The organism is Halobacillus sp. K22, assembly GCF_052246795.1.
GTDB lineage: Bacteria > Bacillota > Bacilli > Bacillales > Halobacillaceae > Halobacillus.
Genome location: NZ_JBQQCN010000028.1, coordinates 39548 through 57001, shown reverse-complemented (window position 1 = coordinate 57001; position 17454 = coordinate 39548). Strand labels below are relative to the sequence as shown.

Sequence of the window (17454 nt, the reverse complement as noted above, 5' to 3'; positions counted from 1 at the left end):
CACCAGCCTTTTGATGCTCGGCTTATGCTGGTCGTGTCTTTCAGGGTGATTGCACATTTGAACACTTTCCTATGGGGGAACGGTGAGCTTCCTCGCTCGTTTCACTCCCTGCGGGATCTCACCTAGTTCCTTCTCCCATGGGAGTCTCGCCAATTCCCCACCAACCCAGCCACGGGAGAATAACGGACCCTTCCAAAAGAGATTGCTCTCCTTCTAAATAGGACCTAAATGCTTCTATGACAAGCTTTTCCACATCGTGCTAGCATGAAAATAAACGCTTTATCCTATGCTTTTTTCCCTAAGCAAACGGTGTGTTAAGTGGTTTCGAGTTGCTGTTTCGGCTAGGTCCGGAGGGGGGCGATGGAGACTCCTGTGGGATAAACATGATCGGTGAGACCCCGGAAGTCGAAGACTGAGGAGGCTCAGCACATGCCCACGGAAAGCGAAATCGTCCCCCGCAGAACCTAATTCTAACAAAAGTCTCGAAACTGAGTCTTCCAGTAACGGGAGCTTAACTTTGATATCAAAACAGAACTTTAAAAGAGCCTTGGAGGAATAAAAAAATACTATGGAATATCCTATTCCATAGCTCAATTAGCATCAGCATACTTAATTATTTTCACTGCGTTTGTTTTTTAAATATCCTTATTGTATAGTTACTTAATCCCATATCTCTGCAATCGTTTTCTTTTATTTGCTTAAGCCCGATTTTCTCAAAAATTGTTTTATAGTTTCTCGGAAACAACCGCCAGTTTTCAGCTTTTTCCGCTTCAACGGTAATTAAATATCCTCCGGTAATTCTGGCAATATCACTAAAGATCCATTCACTATCCGGGTGAATATGTTCTAATACGGCCATTGTAAAAACTAAATCATAATCATTAGAAGGGAGCGTTTTAATTATATTTTCCACAGGGGAGTTAATTATAGTGGAGTTATCGATTAACGATGGATAAGTTTTCTTCATTTCATCGATTGCTTTTTCACTAATCTCTATTCCTGTCAAATTGTGAAAGCCTTGTTCATAAAGATAATTTAAGTTTCTCCCAACATTACAACCAATTTCAAGCACCTCACCATTTTTCTCCATATACTTATTAACATAGTCCGCTAAAACTTTACTCCTCTGAACATGAGGGACATAACTCTGGGGAGAGTTTCCACCTGATGTTCCCGTAGACCAATACTCGTGGATTTCTCTCAGCGTCTTACTCTTTTTCTTCTTCATTAATCTGCACCTTTCACGTTAGTACTAAATTAAAAATCACACTTCTATCATAAACTTACTTAATCAAACGAATCTGCATTAAGCAGTGTCTTACCGGTTTTAATCTATACTATAGACTCGCTTGTATGAGTCCAGTGGGGTTGAAAATATTTATTAGAGTAAATTAATTGTCCTATAGAACTTCATTACTCTCTCCAGTCCTTTTTTGTACATGTTTCCTATTCAATACAATATTACTTGATAGCGAGATCGATCTTATTTTTTTCGATTTAAACTTTTTAAGAGGATGATTTTGGTTTGAAAGACTATCTTTATCCTTATTTTTATCAGTTTTTTCTTTGTCGTCTACAAAAATTAGTTTAATGGTCTTTGGTGAATTCAAATACTTAACAAAGATATTAGAAGGATAACGGAGTGATTTCTTAATATGAACAGCAACTTTACGAGGCGGGGAATTTATGGATGGGGCTTTTATATATGAGCCAATTAACTTAAAGAAAACACCTGGAAACTGCTTCTGGATATCTACCTGTCTTCCAGATTTATTTATATATTTTTTTCCAGACAATTTGTTGATGATTTTTTTATTGTATAAAACGAAGGCTTGTAAATGGCATAAATTTGGAGTAGAAAAACCTTTATAAGACAACTTCTTAAAAGCATTAATGAACTTCAGATATAAAGACCAATAGTTTCTTAAAAAATTATCCATTACTACCTCCTATAACATGCTCGGGTTTTACAATAAGCCTGTTTTTTTCAACAATTTTCTTAATTCACTAGTCTTTATTGCTTCTCTGTTCATCGAATCATAAGAACCTACGCTCGCCTTTTTAGCGTTACTATACTTTTCTGTCTCGAATATTTTTCCAGGAATAATATACATATCTGGCAGTTCTAACGCTGACTTTGATTCATCATATGTCATTAGTTCTTCATACATTTTTTCTCCCGGTCTTGCTCCCATAACATTAACTTTAATGTGTTCAGGATTAATACTATGATTTTTACACGTTTCTTCTAAGACCATATTTACTAAGTCTCCTAAAATAATGACAGGCATTTTTAGAACAAATACTTCTCCGCCCTGGGCTTCTTTTAAAGCTTTTATAGTTAACTCAGTTGCCTGTTCCAAAGTCATCATAAAGCGTGTCATGCTTTTGTCTGTAATGGTAATTTTCTGGTCTGAGAGTATCCCTTCTTTAAAAATCGGAATGACAGATCCTCTTGAGCCCATTACATTGCCAAACCGAACACTTGCAAATCTGGTAGGCGTGTCAGCATGGTTGATTTGAGCAGCTGATATTAACCTTTCGCCTATGAGCTTTGTAGCACCATACGTATTGGTAGGAGAAACAGCTTTATCGGAGCTAGTAAAAATTACTTTTTTCACCCCTTGAGCAATGGCAGCATTAATTACATTATTAGTCCCCTGGACATTTGTCTTTATCGCTTCAAATGGGTTGGTTTCACAAGAGTCGACACGCTTCATTGCTGCTAAATGAAGCACATAATCAACTCCATGCATAGCAGTAAATAAACTATCATATTCACGAACGTCTCCAATGATACATTGTACTTTTTTATTATTATCTAGTTCGGCTTGAAGTTGTTGCTGCTTATATTCATCACGGCTGAATACCCGGATATGTTTGGGATGATCTTTCAATAAATGTTTCACAATACATTTACCTATTGTGCCAGTGCCTCCAATAACCAAAATTTTCTTTTCTTTAAAGTACACACCATTTCCTTCTTTCCTATACTGTTACTTTTTATGATATTAAAAAAGAAGATATTGGTTAAAGACTCGCGCCTACTTGTCTGAAGTATGTAAAGAATGGGTGATTTACTAAAAGTATGAATCTAACTAAAGAGTTTTTTATTACTAAAAAAACTATCGATTAACGATATGACCGATAGTTTTTTATCATGCCTTAATTAACGCAAATAAATCTTATAAGGTACACAATGGATACTCAGTTTCAAAAAGGTTAGGTGAGCGGGGTACTTAGAGCTGGAAGAGTGACTCCCTCTACTCTTCTATGGCAGCGAACCCCGCGCACCCCTGAGGTCAAGCTTTCGAGAATCCTTCCATTTAGTTTATTAACTAATAAGCCTAAAGCATATTTTCAGGACCATACTTTCTACAAACCCTTAGCAGCTTTCCACTTTTTAAGATGTTTTAATTCATCAGCAGAAAAACTTTCCAATTTACTTATGAAGTCCCTTTTTGCCTTGTTGTAAAGTTTAATATCTAAATCATTGAGTCTTTTTATTTCCTTAATAAGGTCGTCTGGTATTTCATTCACTTTTAAACGTTTCGATGTTACATTTACTTTTTTCATATCTTTCACATGAAACCATTCAAATTGCTTTTCAAGCATATATAAAGATTCGTTATAATAGTCGGTTATTCCAACAAAAGCCATTTCATCATTCATGTTTTTCAAGGCTTTTTTGTAATCGTTCGGATCCCCACCTGATAAATAACGCGTGGCCATATTAACTGTTCTAAAACGAATATTGCGTAAATCCTTCTTATGGAATGGACGATCCCCCAGATCTTCTCTCCCCATGTAGTCAACAAATTCTTTCAAGGTGACATTCTGCATTTGTTCAAGTAGTGGTTCCCTTTCATAGCTCTTCATATAAAAATATGTTGAAATAACACGATCCACCGGGTCCCGCAACATCGTAAAATAGGTAGTAGGCTTATTAAGCTTTTTAAAGAACGTGCCATGACGAACAATAATATCCACCTTCTGTTTATCCAGAAGGTTCCACAACGTTCTTCCTCCTGTCTTGGGCACGTGGATAAAGCAAATGAGTTTTTCCTGATCTAAATCTTCCTTATTAAAATGAATCACTTTAATCAACCTTTCTCTTGGCTTCTATATTATAAGTGAACAAAAGAAGGTAATTTGTTAGGAATACCCAATAAATGCGCATACGTTCGTTTTGATAACCTCTCCGAATAGGAAGCATATGCTATCTAACATAGATTAAACTGAGAATTTGAGGAAAATGAATGGAAACCTTTATTTTCATATTCGCTTTCACATGTATGTTGTTTGGACTCCTTAGTGGAAGGTTTCATCCATCTTTGGTTTTAAGCATCACTGCAGTCTTTTTCTTCTTCACAGGGTTGGTTTCATTTTCAGAGTTTATTAGTTCCTACCTGAATAAAACAGTCCTCACCATAATATTTTTATTTATAGTTGGAAATTGTATGGCTTCGAATAATTGGTTCGTAAGATGGTGTAGTCTATGGTTAAATAACGGAAAATCTCAATCAAACGCTGTGTTAAAGTTGATGACTCAAGTCTCAATAGTGTCTGGATTTGTTAACAACACCCCTGTAGTGGCTATGTTCATACCTACTATTCAAAAGATGAGGACCAAAATAAACATTGTTCCCTCGAAAGTGTTAATTCCCATTTCTTATGCAGCGATTTTGGGAGGCACCACCACATTATTAGGGACTTCTACAAACCTTATCCTCCATAATATGCTAATTGAGAAAGGATATGATGGTTTTGGTATCTTCGAATTTGCCTGGATAGGTGTTCCCTTAACCATTACAGGAATTCTCTACATCAGCTTTATTGGAATTCACTTTTTACCTTTCCATTCAACTACGCAAAAAGCCAAGATACTCGATGAATTTAGTCCAGACTACAGAAAGAAAAAACGGATCCGCTGGCTGTTTCCAGTAATGTTTGTTGGTTTTATTGTCTTAACCTCTACTCAAACCACCTCAATATTCACTGCTGCCTTTCTATTTACCTCACTTCTTTTCGTAACTAAATCATTTACGCTCGCAGAAGCAAAAAGCTATGTAGATTGGAAGGTTATTTTACTCATAGGATCTGCTATGGTTTTAGGCAAGGTGATCAAGAATATAAGTCTGGATGTTTTCATTTCCCAACTATTAATTGCTTGGTATTCATTTGGTGGATTATTTTTAACATTAATATTGTGCTATCTTATTACGAATATCCTTACAGAATTCACTCATAACATTGCCGCCGCAGTCATGATGTTTCCAGTCGGTATTTCACTTGCTGAAAGTGTAGGAGTTGATCCAAAGCTTTTCATCATTAATGTCGCAATCGCAGCATCTTGCAGTTTTTTAACGCCAATTGGCTATCAGACAAATATGATGGTTTATGAACCTGGAAACTACAAATTTGTGGATTATATGAAAGCCGGAATAGGGCTAAGTCTTCTATGCCCGGTTATATCTGTGTCAATGACACTTATTATCTGGGGATAAAAAGGTATAAATATTCAGTGCAACAGCCTGAATTCTCCTTGATCCCCTATCGCAAATTATCTTCACCTAATAAACACGTGTGAATTCCGTTGTGTTATAGAACTTTTTCTACTGCATTAAAGTGTTAATGCAATGGTCGTCAGGCAGGAAAATTCAAACCATAAATCATCTATTAGAAATTTCAGCATTTGGCTCGGTTACAAAACTGAAAATATTTCCATACAATAAATAGAGTTACAGTCTACTATATAAAGGAATGAGAATTATTGGAGAACTTTTTTAACGGGAAAATCTCAAAGAAAGACCTGAAAGCATTTGAAATGATTGGTGATGGGAAGGATGGGGAAATTTACAAGTTAGCAGATGACAAAGTAGTAAAGTACTTTTTTAAGGAAGAAACATATCAACGGGAACTAGAAGCTATGAAAATAGGGCAGACTTCTAACATTATGCCTCGTCTTTATGAATTTGGTAACAATTACATTGTCATGGAGTTTGTTCAAGGAATATCCCTTGCACGCCATATGAAACGACACGGCTATATTGATGAAGAAATGACTAAAAGAATTTTGTTCGTTTTAGAAGAATTCAAGCGATTAGGTTTTACACGCTGGGATACGGAGGTTCGACACATGTTATTAGATGAAAATGGCGAATTCAAAGTGATTGATCATAAGCGAGCATTTACCTCCAACTCACCTGTTCCAATAAAGCTATTAAAAGGAATGAAGAAATTTGGTTTAACTGGCGAGTTCTTGAAAAACGTAAAGAACTTAGATCCTGATCTCCATAATGCCTGGAAGAAACAAAAGTAGTTCCCCACTATAATATCGTAGAAACAAGAGCGTTCTTTCCTATAAAAAAGGAAAGAATGTTTTAATAAAGGTTTTAGGACAAGCCCTCAGAAGCAAAAAACGAATAGTACTCATATAAAAAAGTACTATCTCTAAAAGTAACTTATAATTAACAAGGATGGTTAGACTTTTTTCACTGTTACCCTATCCAAGTGAGTAAATAAAACGTCACCACTACGATTAGACCATACTAAATAGTGATCTTCAGCCTTTATAAAAGTTCCGCCGCAGTTTATTTTTTCTGCTCCAGAAATAACTTCAATTTTATCACCCAGCTTTATTGATTTATTCAGTTCTTCAGAAAACCCCATGATGCCTCCTCCTTTCTCTCTTAACGCACACAAGTCTCTATATTAATATTAATAAATACCGGAATTGATAGGGCTATTACCTATTAATTTAAATTGAAAAAAGACTGGATAGCTTCCAGTCTTTTTTAGTTCCTAAACAATGGTAGATAAGCTTTTGAAGCAGTAACATTATTTAAGTTAAGTTTGTTCATACGGTCTTTTAGGATAGAGGCACGGTGTTCCTCTGGTGTGTTGATCTCTAGTTCATTCTTTAACATCTGTTGTTAATCACTTTCGTTTCCGAAATTTTTTTCTTCAAGATCTTGGTTCAGGTCTAGCTCTTTTTTCTCGGATTGAACTACCTCTGTTTCCAATTGCGGGGCGTACTCAGCTTCCTCTTCTGTATCGTCAGAGGGTTCCTGAATATATACCTCTCCTTTTCCGTCAAATGAATCGTGTATGAAGACACTTTCTTCACTATCAGAGGGCTCAAGAATTTCTACAGAAAAGCTCTCATTTTCAGTTGTTTGGTTATCTTCGTGTAATTGTTGAAGAGTTAGATCCTCCTGGGAACCTCTCTCTGCCCCATGCTCTTCTCTCTCAAGCTTTGCAAAATTCAACAGTTCTTCATTAACGACGTACCGCTCCTTATTAACAGCCTTTTTCCGTGAACCTTTTTCTGGCTTTTCCGCTTTATCTTTTTTCTTTTTATCATTTTGATTATCACGTTTGGGGATGGTATTATTTTTGTGTTTGCCATTGTAACTCAGTTTATTCTTTTTCTTGGTGCCCATTTTCCTTACACTTATCGGACCAGATAAGTCTGTGATATTGATATTTGCATCATAATCCATCCAAATGAGAATATTGTCAAAAGCTTCCACAAATGTCCCCCCGCTGTCACTCATCTCATTTTCAAAGAAGACCTCAAGATGATCTCCAACCTGGAACATTGAATTCAACACGCCTTCAACTGGTATATATGGAAGACCTTCAAAACCCTGCTTTGGACAATGCTTATTATGATCGTGCCCATAGTTCTCACCTGTTTTAGGAAAATCTTGATTGCCTGAGTTTTCTTGCTCACCCGCGTCTCCTAAGTACCACTCATCTTGCTCATCAGGAGCTCCCTCACCATGCTCTGCAGCACCATGATGAGCGTAATATTTTCTAGTGAAATCATTAAACTCTTCTACCATAGGTTTTCCACTCCTTTGCATTCTGTCTGCAATTCATAATCACTATATGTATGTAAAAGCGGAATGTATAGCCTATTTTTAGGATATCACCCCAATTCCTACTCACTCTTAACGGGCTTTTGAATAGGTTAACAATAGCTGTAGAGACATGGATTAAAGCAAATACCCAATTGTTATCTTTTTATTAATGAACATATAACGCTAAAGAGCCTTACCTCCGTCCCTCTTCACAATCAATCCATCTTTGTGAACTACCAAGAAACCAAAAAACTGTTACTTCTACCATAGAACAGCTGCAAAATGCTTTTTTCTTGAATATCATGTATCAGTGGCTTGAACGAAACCAATACTCATCAGGCTCTAATGTGAGAATGAAGCAAATAAAAAAAAGATTAAGATTATAACCAGTTAAAATTAAAAGGAACTTATCTGAAAAAAGCTAGTAAACTTTTGCCCAAAATATAAGAAGGAGTGAAAGTATGAGAAAAAACACGAGTTCTGGAAATGGTTATGAACATAAAGATTTTCCACCGCTATCAAGAAATGTGGCTACCCCAAATTCTCTTACCAAGGCAGACAACTTTTCTAACACGATTTTGAATAAATATTTCACGATTGGTGACAAAATCAATGTATATGCTGGAAGTAAAAAACTCGGTCAGAGAGGAACATTTTTAACAGCCGGATCAGATTTCTTTATATGGATTGATAGTGATGGATATGTACGGTTACAAATGCTGAGTGGCGGAATTAGTATTGGTCAAACGAAAAAGAAAAACTAAGAAACAGACACTAGCCCTGTGCTAGTGTCTGTTTCGCTAATATAAAAGGATACATATAGTAATGTAATAGAGATTAGAATGGGGTGAAGGGAATGAAAGAAACTGTATTGGTCATAGCAGCACATCCAGATGATGAACTACTTGGGACCGCTGGTACGCTAAAAAGGTTAGTGCACCAAGGAAATAGAGTCGTATCGATCATTACAGCAAACGGAAGAAAGGAAGAGGCCCATCATATCCAGCAGCTTGCCCGAAATGCAAACAAAGAGATCGGGATAAAAGAAGTTATTTTTCTGGAGAATCCTAACCTGGAATTAGAAATGATACCTCTTCACCTAATTACCAAGGAAATCGAAAAGTTAATTGATATCTATCAACCTACTAAAGTTTTTACCCATCATTACGGAGATGTGAATATTGATCACCAAATTACGTTTCAAGCAGTGTTAACAGCAGTTCGTCCTCTTCCAGACAGACAACCGATTGAATTGATCACATTTGAAACGGTATCCTCTAGTGAATGGAGTACTCAGACAAATGATAAGCAATTTAAACCAAACTATTATGTGAACATTTCATCGGTGATTGATCAGAAAATTGCTTCCCTCAAACATTATGAAGTGGAAATGCGAGACTTTCCACATCCTCGTTCCTATGAGGGAGTCAAATGTCTGGCAAGTGTTCGAGGAATGACGGTCGGGGTACCTTATGCAGAAGCGTTTGAAGTTATAAGGAGGGTCTGGAAATGAAGGAACTAATTTTTCCTTACCCTTACATTGTTTCTGCTCTCGATAAATATTATGGAGTAAAGTCAAAACCCATAAAGGCAAAAAGAAAAGATGAGGGTAAAGGTTCTGAACGAAAAAAAGAATATAAAAAGAAATTAAAGAATACAAAGATGAAGGATAAACCTAAACGTAAGAAATTATCCATTTTGATAGCGACTTTTTGGGATTATCCTCATACAGGTGGTCTCTCCAATTACATTACTACTTTAAGAGAAGGCTTAAGGTCTTTAGGACACAAAGTGGATGTGATTGCTCCAAATCAGTTCTCAAAAATGGAAGTAGATAAGCTGCGTGAGGTGATTGCTCCGGAATTAAAGACTTTTTTTAAACATCGATACGGATCATATACCAGCAAAATTATACAAAGTTGTCGATTACTCTACATTTATGAACAGATGATGAAGTCAGTAAAACTGGAAAAATACGATATACTTCATGCGCAGGATTTATTCACAGCTAATATATTAGGGAGATTCAATGAGGATTTAGGTAAACCTCTTCTTTTCACTCCACATGGCATGTTCACCTTTAGCAGAGTCAAATTTAACCGAATTGAAAAAGGGTCAGTAGACGAAGTGTATTACAAAGAAATTGAGAAAAAAGCAATTGAATATGCGACCCATATGGTCATTTTAAGTGACTCTTTCCGTGATCCATTAAGTTCGCTTGGAGCGAAACCTGCGAATCTGACAACAATTAATACAGGGATAGATTTTAAAACCGTCGATCGCGGTAAAACGAGTGGAAAAATTGTGATTTCATGCATCGCAAGACTTGGACCTAGAAAGGGACATTCGGATTTATTTAATGCCCTTTCTCGCTTGAAGGGAATAAGTCATCAGGCTGAGGTGCTAATTGTTGGAGACGGGGAAATGCGTGAAGTGCTTGAAGCTCAAGTCAAATCGTTGAAACTATCCAACGTACGATTCTTAGGTAAACGTGACGACATCCCTTCCATATTAAGTAAAACAGATATATTTGTTCTTCCAACCATCAATGACAACCTACCCATTTCCGTTATTGAAGCCATGCATGGCGGTACGGCTATTCTGACAACTGATTGTGGCGGTATTACGGAAATTATTCATCATAATGAAACTGGAATCATTGTTGAGCCAGGCAATGTTAATCAGTTAGCAACTCAACTCAAACATTTGATTGAAAATGAATCATTACGAAAGAAACTTGGCGGCAATGCGCATCACTACGCCAAAAGTCACCTCACCCGTGAGGCCATGGTAAGCAACGTTGAAGTGATTTACCAAAATCTAATTGCTTCGGGGGAAGCATGATGTTGGCACCACATCCAGCAGTTGTCCTTGATTTAAGCGCTAATGGAGTTGGTATCATTCATGCCCTTTCCCGAAAAGGAATTGATGTATATGCATTTGATACAGAGGGTCCCTATTCAAGGGGAAAATCAAGACTTGCCACATGTGGGATATGCCCAAGCCCATTAAGTCAAGAATCAGAGCTGCTGTTATTTTTAAAAGAAATAGCGATGAAGCTTGAGTATAAGCCTGTGCTTTACGCCGGTGCAGATGATTATGTAGTCTTTATATCAAAATACAGGAACGAATTATCCCAGTACTACCTGTTTTTATATCCTGATCATTCCTTAATTATGGATTTATTAGATAAGAAGAAAACCTATGAATTAGCACTGAAGTATAAGGTCCCAACAGCTAAAACCTTTTTTGTGGAAAATGAAAAACAGCTTGATGAGGCGATTACTCAATTAGAATTTCCATGTATCTTAAAGCCTGTATTCGGCCATGAATTCAGAAAGCATGTAAATAAGAAGGCCATTCATATTCAAGACGCCGCCCAGTTAAAGAAAACCTATCCTATTTATCGCGAGTTTGGTGAGCTAATTATTCAGGAGATCATTCCTGGGGATAACCAGTGTTTTTATAAAGTGGCTACATTCTTTGGGGAGGATATGGAATTACTTGCTCTTTTCACTCTCCAAAAAAACCACCAATTCCCTGCACAATTCGGAACGGGAGCGCATATCGTGAGCAAACGAATTCCTGACCTGGTCGACGTCGGGGTTCCATTGTTGAAAGAGTTAACACTAAAGGGAGTAGGCATGATTGAATATAAAAAAGATCCACGGGATGGACAATATAAGCTCATTGAAATAAATCCCAGGTTTTGGCTGACGCATAGTTTAACCGGTCATGCCGGAGTTGATTTTGCCCATCAATATTATTTGTATCTTACTGGTCAACACCCATCACCAAAATTACAGCAAACAGCCGGGATTCAATGGATTTATCTAGTACGTTATTTCCTTACCTTTCTTGAAAAGAGAAAAAATGGAGAAATGAGCTTAAAAGACTTCTTTTATGGACTCCGAGGAAAAAAAGTATTCGCTCTTCTTGCCTATGATGACCCTATGCCATTTATCAGGAGTACCTGGTCCCACCTGCGGAATGCGTGGAAAAGAAAGCGAAGGAGTGATTGAGTATGTACACACCACAAGAACTGAAATCTATGTTCCATAAAAATGGAATCGAAGAAAAACTTTCTACATCCCTGGGGAATAAAGTGACCATTCAGGCTTCATCCATCCAAAACCTTAAATCAACTAAAAGAAGCAGTATTTATCAGCTATCGCTTCAAAAAAACACCGACACCCTTCCTATTATTTTTAAAATCTATCATTCTAACAAATACAAAAATGAAATCGAAATTAATGTCTACAGTAAAGCCTATCCTTTTTTAAAAGAGTTTCTTCCTGAAATCTACCTGATGGAGAAACAAGGAAATGATACCTGGGTGTTCATGGAGTTTGTCCAGCAAATTCGTGGACAGCTGACCTTTACGCCCAAGCATTTTGATTATATCATCCCAACCCTTGCTAAGCTTCACGCACACACGCACGAAGAAAATTTCAAGAAAGAAAGAAGCACTTTTCAAAATTGGCTTCCCATTTACAACTCGGAAAAAGTGATAAAAGATCGGGAAAAATTCATCTCCAATACAATGACATTTCTAGACGATGCCAAGCAGGATAAACAATTAAGGGAGATAATCAAACCACATTATAAGCCACTAAAAAACTTATACAGTAACGGTCCTGACTTCTTTCCAGAACTATTGGCAAGCGGATACTCTATTACACATGGAGATCTTCATATGCAGAATATCTGTTCTAAAGATGTCAGCAAAAATGAACCCTGGGCGATTCAATTTATCGATTGGGAATCTGCCAAATATGCTCCGACATGGTTTGATATGGTTGTTCTGGTAGAAATCTTGTTAGGTTTTCGGAAAGATTGGCAAAGCAATGCAGAAGAAATTCGAACCCATGCCGTCGACGTGTACACGAATGAAATGAAGAAATATGGAATCAAGTTTAAAACAAAACCTATTCATTTATACAAAATGGCGTACCTTCAACGAACCCTCGAAAAAGGATTACACACTCAGTTGAGACGTATCTTTGATAACCGTGGAGGTGAGTTGCTTCCCTATCACTTAGAAAAAATATCAACCTGGGGAAGTGAACTGGGAATCTATAAATAGATATGAAAGGATGAGAAAACTTGAGTCGAATGCCTTCTTTCAGCATCCATCCCTCACTTCTTGCCGTCATGGATCAGTATTATAATAAGGAAAGAGACGATAAGAAACCTCTCACTCTCCAACCATTTGGTCAGAAGAAACAAGATAAAGATGCAAAGCCCTTGAAAATCTTATATGTTACATTTTTTCAATACCCTCATACGGGTGGATTATCTCATTACATCACTTCTATAAAAAACGGTATGCAAAAGATTGGTCATAGTGTAGATGTACTGGCGCCCAATCACATGTCTTCAGAACAGCTAAAAGAATGGATTCCAGAGGCTGACTCTGAAGCCCGTAAGTTTATGAATGGACGCTACGGATTAATCAATGAAAAAATCGTTAAAAATCTCAGTTACCTTCATGTATTTGAATTGTTCCTCAAAGAAAAAAATCTTCAACAATATGACATCATACACGCTCAAGACTTATTTGCCCTCTTCATCCTAGGCCATTTAAACCAAACGTACCAAAAACCCTTAATCTTTACGCCACACGGTTTCTTTACGAAAAGTCGTTTAAAATTCAATAAGATACAGAAAGGATCCATTGAAGAAGCCTACTTTACTGAAATTGAGAAAGTAGGTATTGAAGCAAGTACTGAAATTGTGATGATTTCAGATTCCTTTCGACCTAACTTAATAGATTTCGGTGCAAGAGAAGAAAGGATTGTCACCGTTCATACGGGTATCGATTTTAACCCACTGCCTCATAAAAATCATGAAAATATTATCCTAACGTGTGTCTCTCGTCTATCCCCACGTAAAGGTCATGGATTTCTCTTAGAAGCGTTATCCAAGATTCGTGAACACCTGACTAACGTAGAAGTATGGATTGTTGGTGATGGTGTTATGAAGGAAAAACTGATGGAACAAGCGAAAGAACTTAAACTGAATAACGTAATCTTTTTTGGTAAACGACATGATATACCTTTAGTCCTTTCCATGTCAGACATCTACGTGTTAGCTACTGTAAATGATAACTTTCCCCTATCTATCATGGAAGCAATGCTTTCCCGCCAGGCTGTCATCTCCACTACATGTGGCGGAATCCCCGAAATGGTCCACCATGAAGAAACAGGTGTACTTTGTGAACCTGGTAACGTGGAACAACTTGCTCATGCGATAAAGCGTTTCATAACGAATAAGGAAGAGCGTAATAAGTTTGCTAAGGCTGCTGAATCTTATGCACGTCAAAACTTCACCAGTCAGGTTATGACAAGAAAATTTGAACAGATCTATCAAACATATCTTTAAAGAAAGGAGCCTCACCATGAGGGAGAATGAACTGATCCAGGATCATACATGAAAATTTTAGTTACAGGTGGTGCCGGATTTATCGGCTCACATCTCGTAGATCTACTGCTCGCTCAAGGCCACACCCCGATCATTCTAGACAACTTCTCTAATGGCAGGAAGGAAAACGTGCCAAGTGGAGTCAAAATCTATAAAATAAATCTATTATCCGAAAAAGTTGAACGGATTTTCGAAAAAGAAAAACCTGACATCGTCATGCACCTCGCTGCTCAAGTGAGCGTAGCTAAATCACTTGAAAACCCTGCAGAAGATACGGCAGTCAATGTATTAGGAACCGTAAAATTGCTACAGTACAGCATGAAATTTGGCGTAAAAAAATTCATATTCTCCTCTTCTAGTGCCGTTTATGGATATACAAGTGAACCTATCTATGAAGGGAGTTCTACTAATCCGATTTCCTTTTATGGCACCTCTAAATTAGCATCTGAAAATTATATCAAATTATTTAATACACTCTATGATCTTCCATACACCATTTTTCGATATGCCAACGTTTATGGACCCAGACAACGATCGGATGGCGAAGGCGGAGTGATAAGCATTTTCATTGAACAATTACTACGCAATGAAGCACCTGTCATTTTTGGAGATGGAAACCAAACACGCGACTTTGTTTACGTAGATGATGTAGCACGGGCAAATCTTCTTGCCATTACAAATGCAAACAACCAAACCATCAATATCGGCAGCCATACCCAAACATCCGTCAATCTACTCTATATCCTACTTTCAAACCAACTCCAATCTCCGCAAAAACCAAATTACAAAGCAAAACGGGAAGGAGATATTTTACACAGCCAACTATCAAATTTGAAAGCCCTGGACTGTCTAAAATGGCAACCTCAATATGACTTAAAAACTGGTTTAGACTATACTATTGAATATTTCAAAAAGAAGATGAAGAATGATTTATAACTAATGCAAACATAAAGGAAAAGGGTTTGGTAAATTCCAAACCCTTTTCCTTTATTCTTTATCTATTACTATCTTATTCATATGCTTCCTTGTTCGATCTTGTAAAATCCTACTTATAAACTTTTTATTAAATGAAGATGGAGAAGTTAAAGATCCTTTTCTTCTAGTATGAAATATAGTAGAAGTTTCAGGGCCGTGCCTCCTCTCTATACCCTTGTATCATAGCTAACAATATTTATTAAAGTATTCTTCTCTTCGCCGTAAACACCTCCCATATTAATCTTGGTGTAAACAATTGTATTCCTCGGCTATATTTAAGAATAAAAGAAAAGCTTCTCAAAAGTTTATGAACTCTTGAGACGCCTTGAAATCACATCTTGTCGAAGAAGTTTACTGTATGAATTAAAAGAGAAACAGAATTAAAAAGCTCCCTTTTGGAAAGTTCAAATTAGTTTAATCAATTATCGGCAGGGAAATGGTTTATAGTCCCAAAAGCACCAATTATTTTCCATGTAAAGATTACTGGTTTTATTCTGAAAGGAGTCAAATTATGAAAAAGGTTACCTCCGTGTTCTGGATCACTTTAGCGATCACTATATTTTTTGTATTCTGGGGATCCTTTGCTCCCAAAAATCTCGAGGGAATTACAGGAGCGATCAAGTCCTTTATTTCGATTAATCTAGGCTGGTATTACTTATTAATTGCTTCCCTGTTTGTTGTTTTTTGTTTATATATGATTGTAAGTCCTTACGGAAAAATCAAATTGGGTAAACCTGATGACGAACCCGATTATAATTATCCCACCTGGTTTGCTATGTTGTTCAGTGCAGGAATGGGAATTGGGCTTGTCTTCTACGGAGCAGCTGCTCCTCTATCCCAATATGCAGTCAATCCCCCTTCAGCTGAGCCTAACTCAGCCGAAGCTCTTAACGAAGCTATGAAGGTCACTTTTTTTCTTTATGGTGTACATCCTTGGGGAATCTACGCCATAGTGGCATTGATCCTTGCTTATTTCAAATTTCGAAAAGACATGCCTGGATTGATCAGCGCTACTCTGCACCCCGTTTTCGGTGATAAAATGAAAGGTCCATGGGGAGTAACCATAGACGTCATAGCCGTATTTTCCACCATCGTAGGCATAGCCACTACGCTTGGTTATGGGGCAGCTCAAATCAATGGCGGCTTTACATACCTCGCTGATGTAGAAAAGCAATTCTGGATACAGTTGCTCATCATTATCGTTGTGACCATTCTGTTCATGATTTCGGCTTACTCTGGTCTTAATAAAGGAATCAAATATTTAAGTAACGCCAATATGGTCCTGGCTGTATTGTTATTTGCGTTCATGTTAATCATTGGTCCCACGGTCTATATTATGAACTCATTTACCGATACGCTTGGTGCCTACCTGGAAAGTCTTCCATCCCAAAGCTTGAAAATCGCACCAAATAACGACCATGAACAACAATGGATTCAGGATTGGACCATTTATTTCTGGGCATGGTGGATCGCCTGGTCTCCATTCGTAGGTATATTCATTGCCCGCGTTTCCAAAGGCAGAACCATCCGTGAATTTTTATCAGGCGCTTTGATCGTTCCGTCCTTAGTCAGTTTCTTGTGGTTTACTGTATTTGGAATTTCAGCGATTCAAGCACAAAAAGGCGGAGCAGCTATTGGAGATTTAGCAACAGAGCAAATCCTGTTCGGCACGTTCAGTAATTACCCACTTGGCACAGTGTTATCAATTCTGGCCATGATGTTAATTGGAACCTTCTTTATTACATCAGCCGACTCCGCTACCTTTGTGTTAGGAATGCAAACAACGAATGGGTCGCTGACTCCTCCGAAAAAAGTGAAGTTAGTTTGGGGCGTAGCGCTTTCATCTATCGCAGCCGTGCTGCTTTACACAGGAGGTCTGCAGGCCTTCCAGAACGCCTTGATAGCCGCAGCTTTTCCATTTTCATTCATTATGATCATAATGGTTTATTCCTTATATAAATCTCTGAGAAAAGATAAAGCAGAAATAGAAAGGACCTACAATAGGGAGAAAACCTATTATAGTTCTTAACTAAATAGACTGGGACGAAAGCATGTGTGCCCTTCTAAAATCCGAACGACGGTGTCAGTTTTTCATCAGGTTCACCATCGTTCGGATTTCTTATTGTAAATGGAAATGACCGGCCTAATTCCTGACATTCTTTCAATCATTTATCTTAGGGAAGACCCT

At 37.4% G+C, this 17454-nt stretch carries 16 protein-coding genes; 10 read left to right on the top strand and 6 right to left on the bottom strand.

All coding sequences use genetic code 11. From position 1 onward, the window contains the following. Positions 1–619: 619 nt before the first annotated feature. From ACTWPM_RS17290 to ACTWPM_RS17275, 4 genes are all read right to left on the bottom strand, one after another. On the bottom strand, positions 620–1228 hold the full coding sequence (locus ACTWPM_RS17290) for a class I SAM-dependent methyltransferase (RefSeq protein ID WP_443134244.1): 609 nt from the start codon (positions 1226–1228) through the stop codon (positions 620–622). Positions 1229–1400: 172 nt separating this feature from the next. Further along, positions 1401–1940, bottom strand: coding sequence for a hypothetical protein (locus ACTWPM_RS17285; RefSeq protein WP_443134243.1), 540 nt, complete (start codon positions 1938–1940; stop codon positions 1401–1403). Between the two features lie 27 nt (positions 1941–1967). Next, entirely contained in the window at positions 1968–2972 is a 1005-nt protein-coding gene (locus tag ACTWPM_RS17280) for an SDR family NAD(P)-dependent oxidoreductase (RefSeq protein ID WP_443134242.1), read from the bottom strand. A gap of 403 nt (positions 2973–3375) precedes the next feature. Continuing rightward, positions 3376–4098, bottom strand: coding sequence for a sulfotransferase family 2 domain-containing protein (locus tag ACTWPM_RS17275; protein ID WP_443134241.1), 723 nt, complete (start codon positions 4096–4098; stop codon positions 3376–3378). A 161-nt stretch (positions 4099–4259) separates the two neighbouring features. On the opposite strand from ACTWPM_RS17275, the gene ACTWPM_RS17270 reads away from it, so the two are divergent. Next, positions 4260–5507, top strand: coding sequence for an SLC13 family permease (locus ACTWPM_RS17270; RefSeq protein WP_443134240.1), 1248 nt, complete (start codon positions 4260–4262; stop codon positions 5505–5507). A gap of 266 nt (positions 5508–5773) precedes the next feature. Further along, positions 5774–6322 carry a kinase gene (locus tag ACTWPM_RS17265; protein WP_443134239.1) on the top strand — a complete coding sequence of 183 codons (549 nt, stop codon included), beginning with the start codon at positions 5774–5776 and terminating at the stop codon, positions 6320–6322. Between the two features lie 161 nt (positions 6323–6483). Here the strand turns inward: ACTWPM_RS17265 and ACTWPM_RS17260 are convergent, their stop codons facing one another. Next, on the bottom strand, positions 6484–6672 hold the full coding sequence (locus tag ACTWPM_RS17260) for a hypothetical protein (RefSeq protein ID WP_443134238.1): 189 nt from the start codon (positions 6670–6672) through the stop codon (positions 6484–6486). 263 nt (positions 6673–6935) lie between these two features. Next, complete coding sequence (locus tag ACTWPM_RS17255; RefSeq protein ID WP_443134237.1) at positions 6936–7850, bottom strand: hypothetical protein; 915 nt, start codon at positions 7848–7850, stop codon at positions 6936–6938. Positions 7851–8329: 479 nt separating this feature from the next. Between ACTWPM_RS17255 and ACTWPM_RS17250 the strand changes: the two genes are divergently transcribed. From ACTWPM_RS17250 to ACTWPM_RS17215, 8 genes are all read left to right on the top strand, one after another. Further along, positions 8330–8632 (top strand): hypothetical protein, encoded by a 303-nt coding sequence (locus ACTWPM_RS17250; protein WP_443134236.1) that lies wholly within the window; start codon positions 8330–8332, stop codon positions 8630–8632. A 92-nt stretch (positions 8633–8724) separates the two neighbouring features. Continuing rightward, positions 8725–9381 carry a PIG-L deacetylase family protein gene (locus ACTWPM_RS17245; RefSeq protein WP_443134235.1) on the top strand — a complete coding sequence of 219 codons (657 nt, stop codon included), beginning with the start codon at positions 8725–8727 and terminating at the stop codon, positions 9379–9381. Continuing rightward, entirely contained in the window at positions 9378–10712 is a 1335-nt protein-coding gene (locus ACTWPM_RS17240) for a glycosyltransferase family 4 protein (protein WP_443134234.1), read from the top strand. The genes ACTWPM_RS17245 and ACTWPM_RS17240 overlap by 4 nt, the downstream gene beginning before the upstream one ends. After that, positions 10712–11890, top strand: coding sequence for a carboxylate--amine ligase (locus tag ACTWPM_RS17235; protein ID WP_443134247.1), 1179 nt, complete (start codon positions 10712–10714; stop codon positions 11888–11890). The genes ACTWPM_RS17240 and ACTWPM_RS17235 overlap by 1 nt, the downstream gene beginning before the upstream one ends. A 2-nt stretch (positions 11891–11892) precedes the next feature. Beyond that, positions 11893–12954: a phosphotransferase gene (locus ACTWPM_RS17230; protein WP_443134233.1), complete on the top strand. Its 1062-nt coding sequence runs from the start codon at positions 11893–11895 to the stop codon at positions 12952–12954. A gap of 29 nt (positions 12955–12983) precedes the next feature. Beyond that, on the top strand, positions 12984–14252 hold the full coding sequence (locus tag ACTWPM_RS17225) for a glycosyltransferase family 4 protein (protein WP_443134246.1): 1269 nt from the start codon (positions 12984–12986) through the stop codon (positions 14250–14252). A gap of 48 nt (positions 14253–14300) precedes the next feature. Beyond that, the gene (locus ACTWPM_RS17220) at positions 14301–15227 is read left to right on the top strand and encodes an NAD-dependent epimerase/dehydratase family protein (RefSeq protein ID WP_443134232.1); all 927 of its coding nucleotides are present in this window, start codon (positions 14301–14303) and stop codon (positions 15225–15227) included. A gap of 550 nt (positions 15228–15777) precedes the next feature. Continuing rightward, positions 15778–17295 carry a glycine betaine uptake BCCT transporter gene (locus ACTWPM_RS17215; RefSeq protein ID WP_443134231.1) on the top strand — a complete coding sequence of 506 codons (1518 nt, stop codon included), beginning with the start codon at positions 15778–15780 and terminating at the stop codon, positions 17293–17295. Positions 17296–17454: the final 159 nt, after the last annotated feature.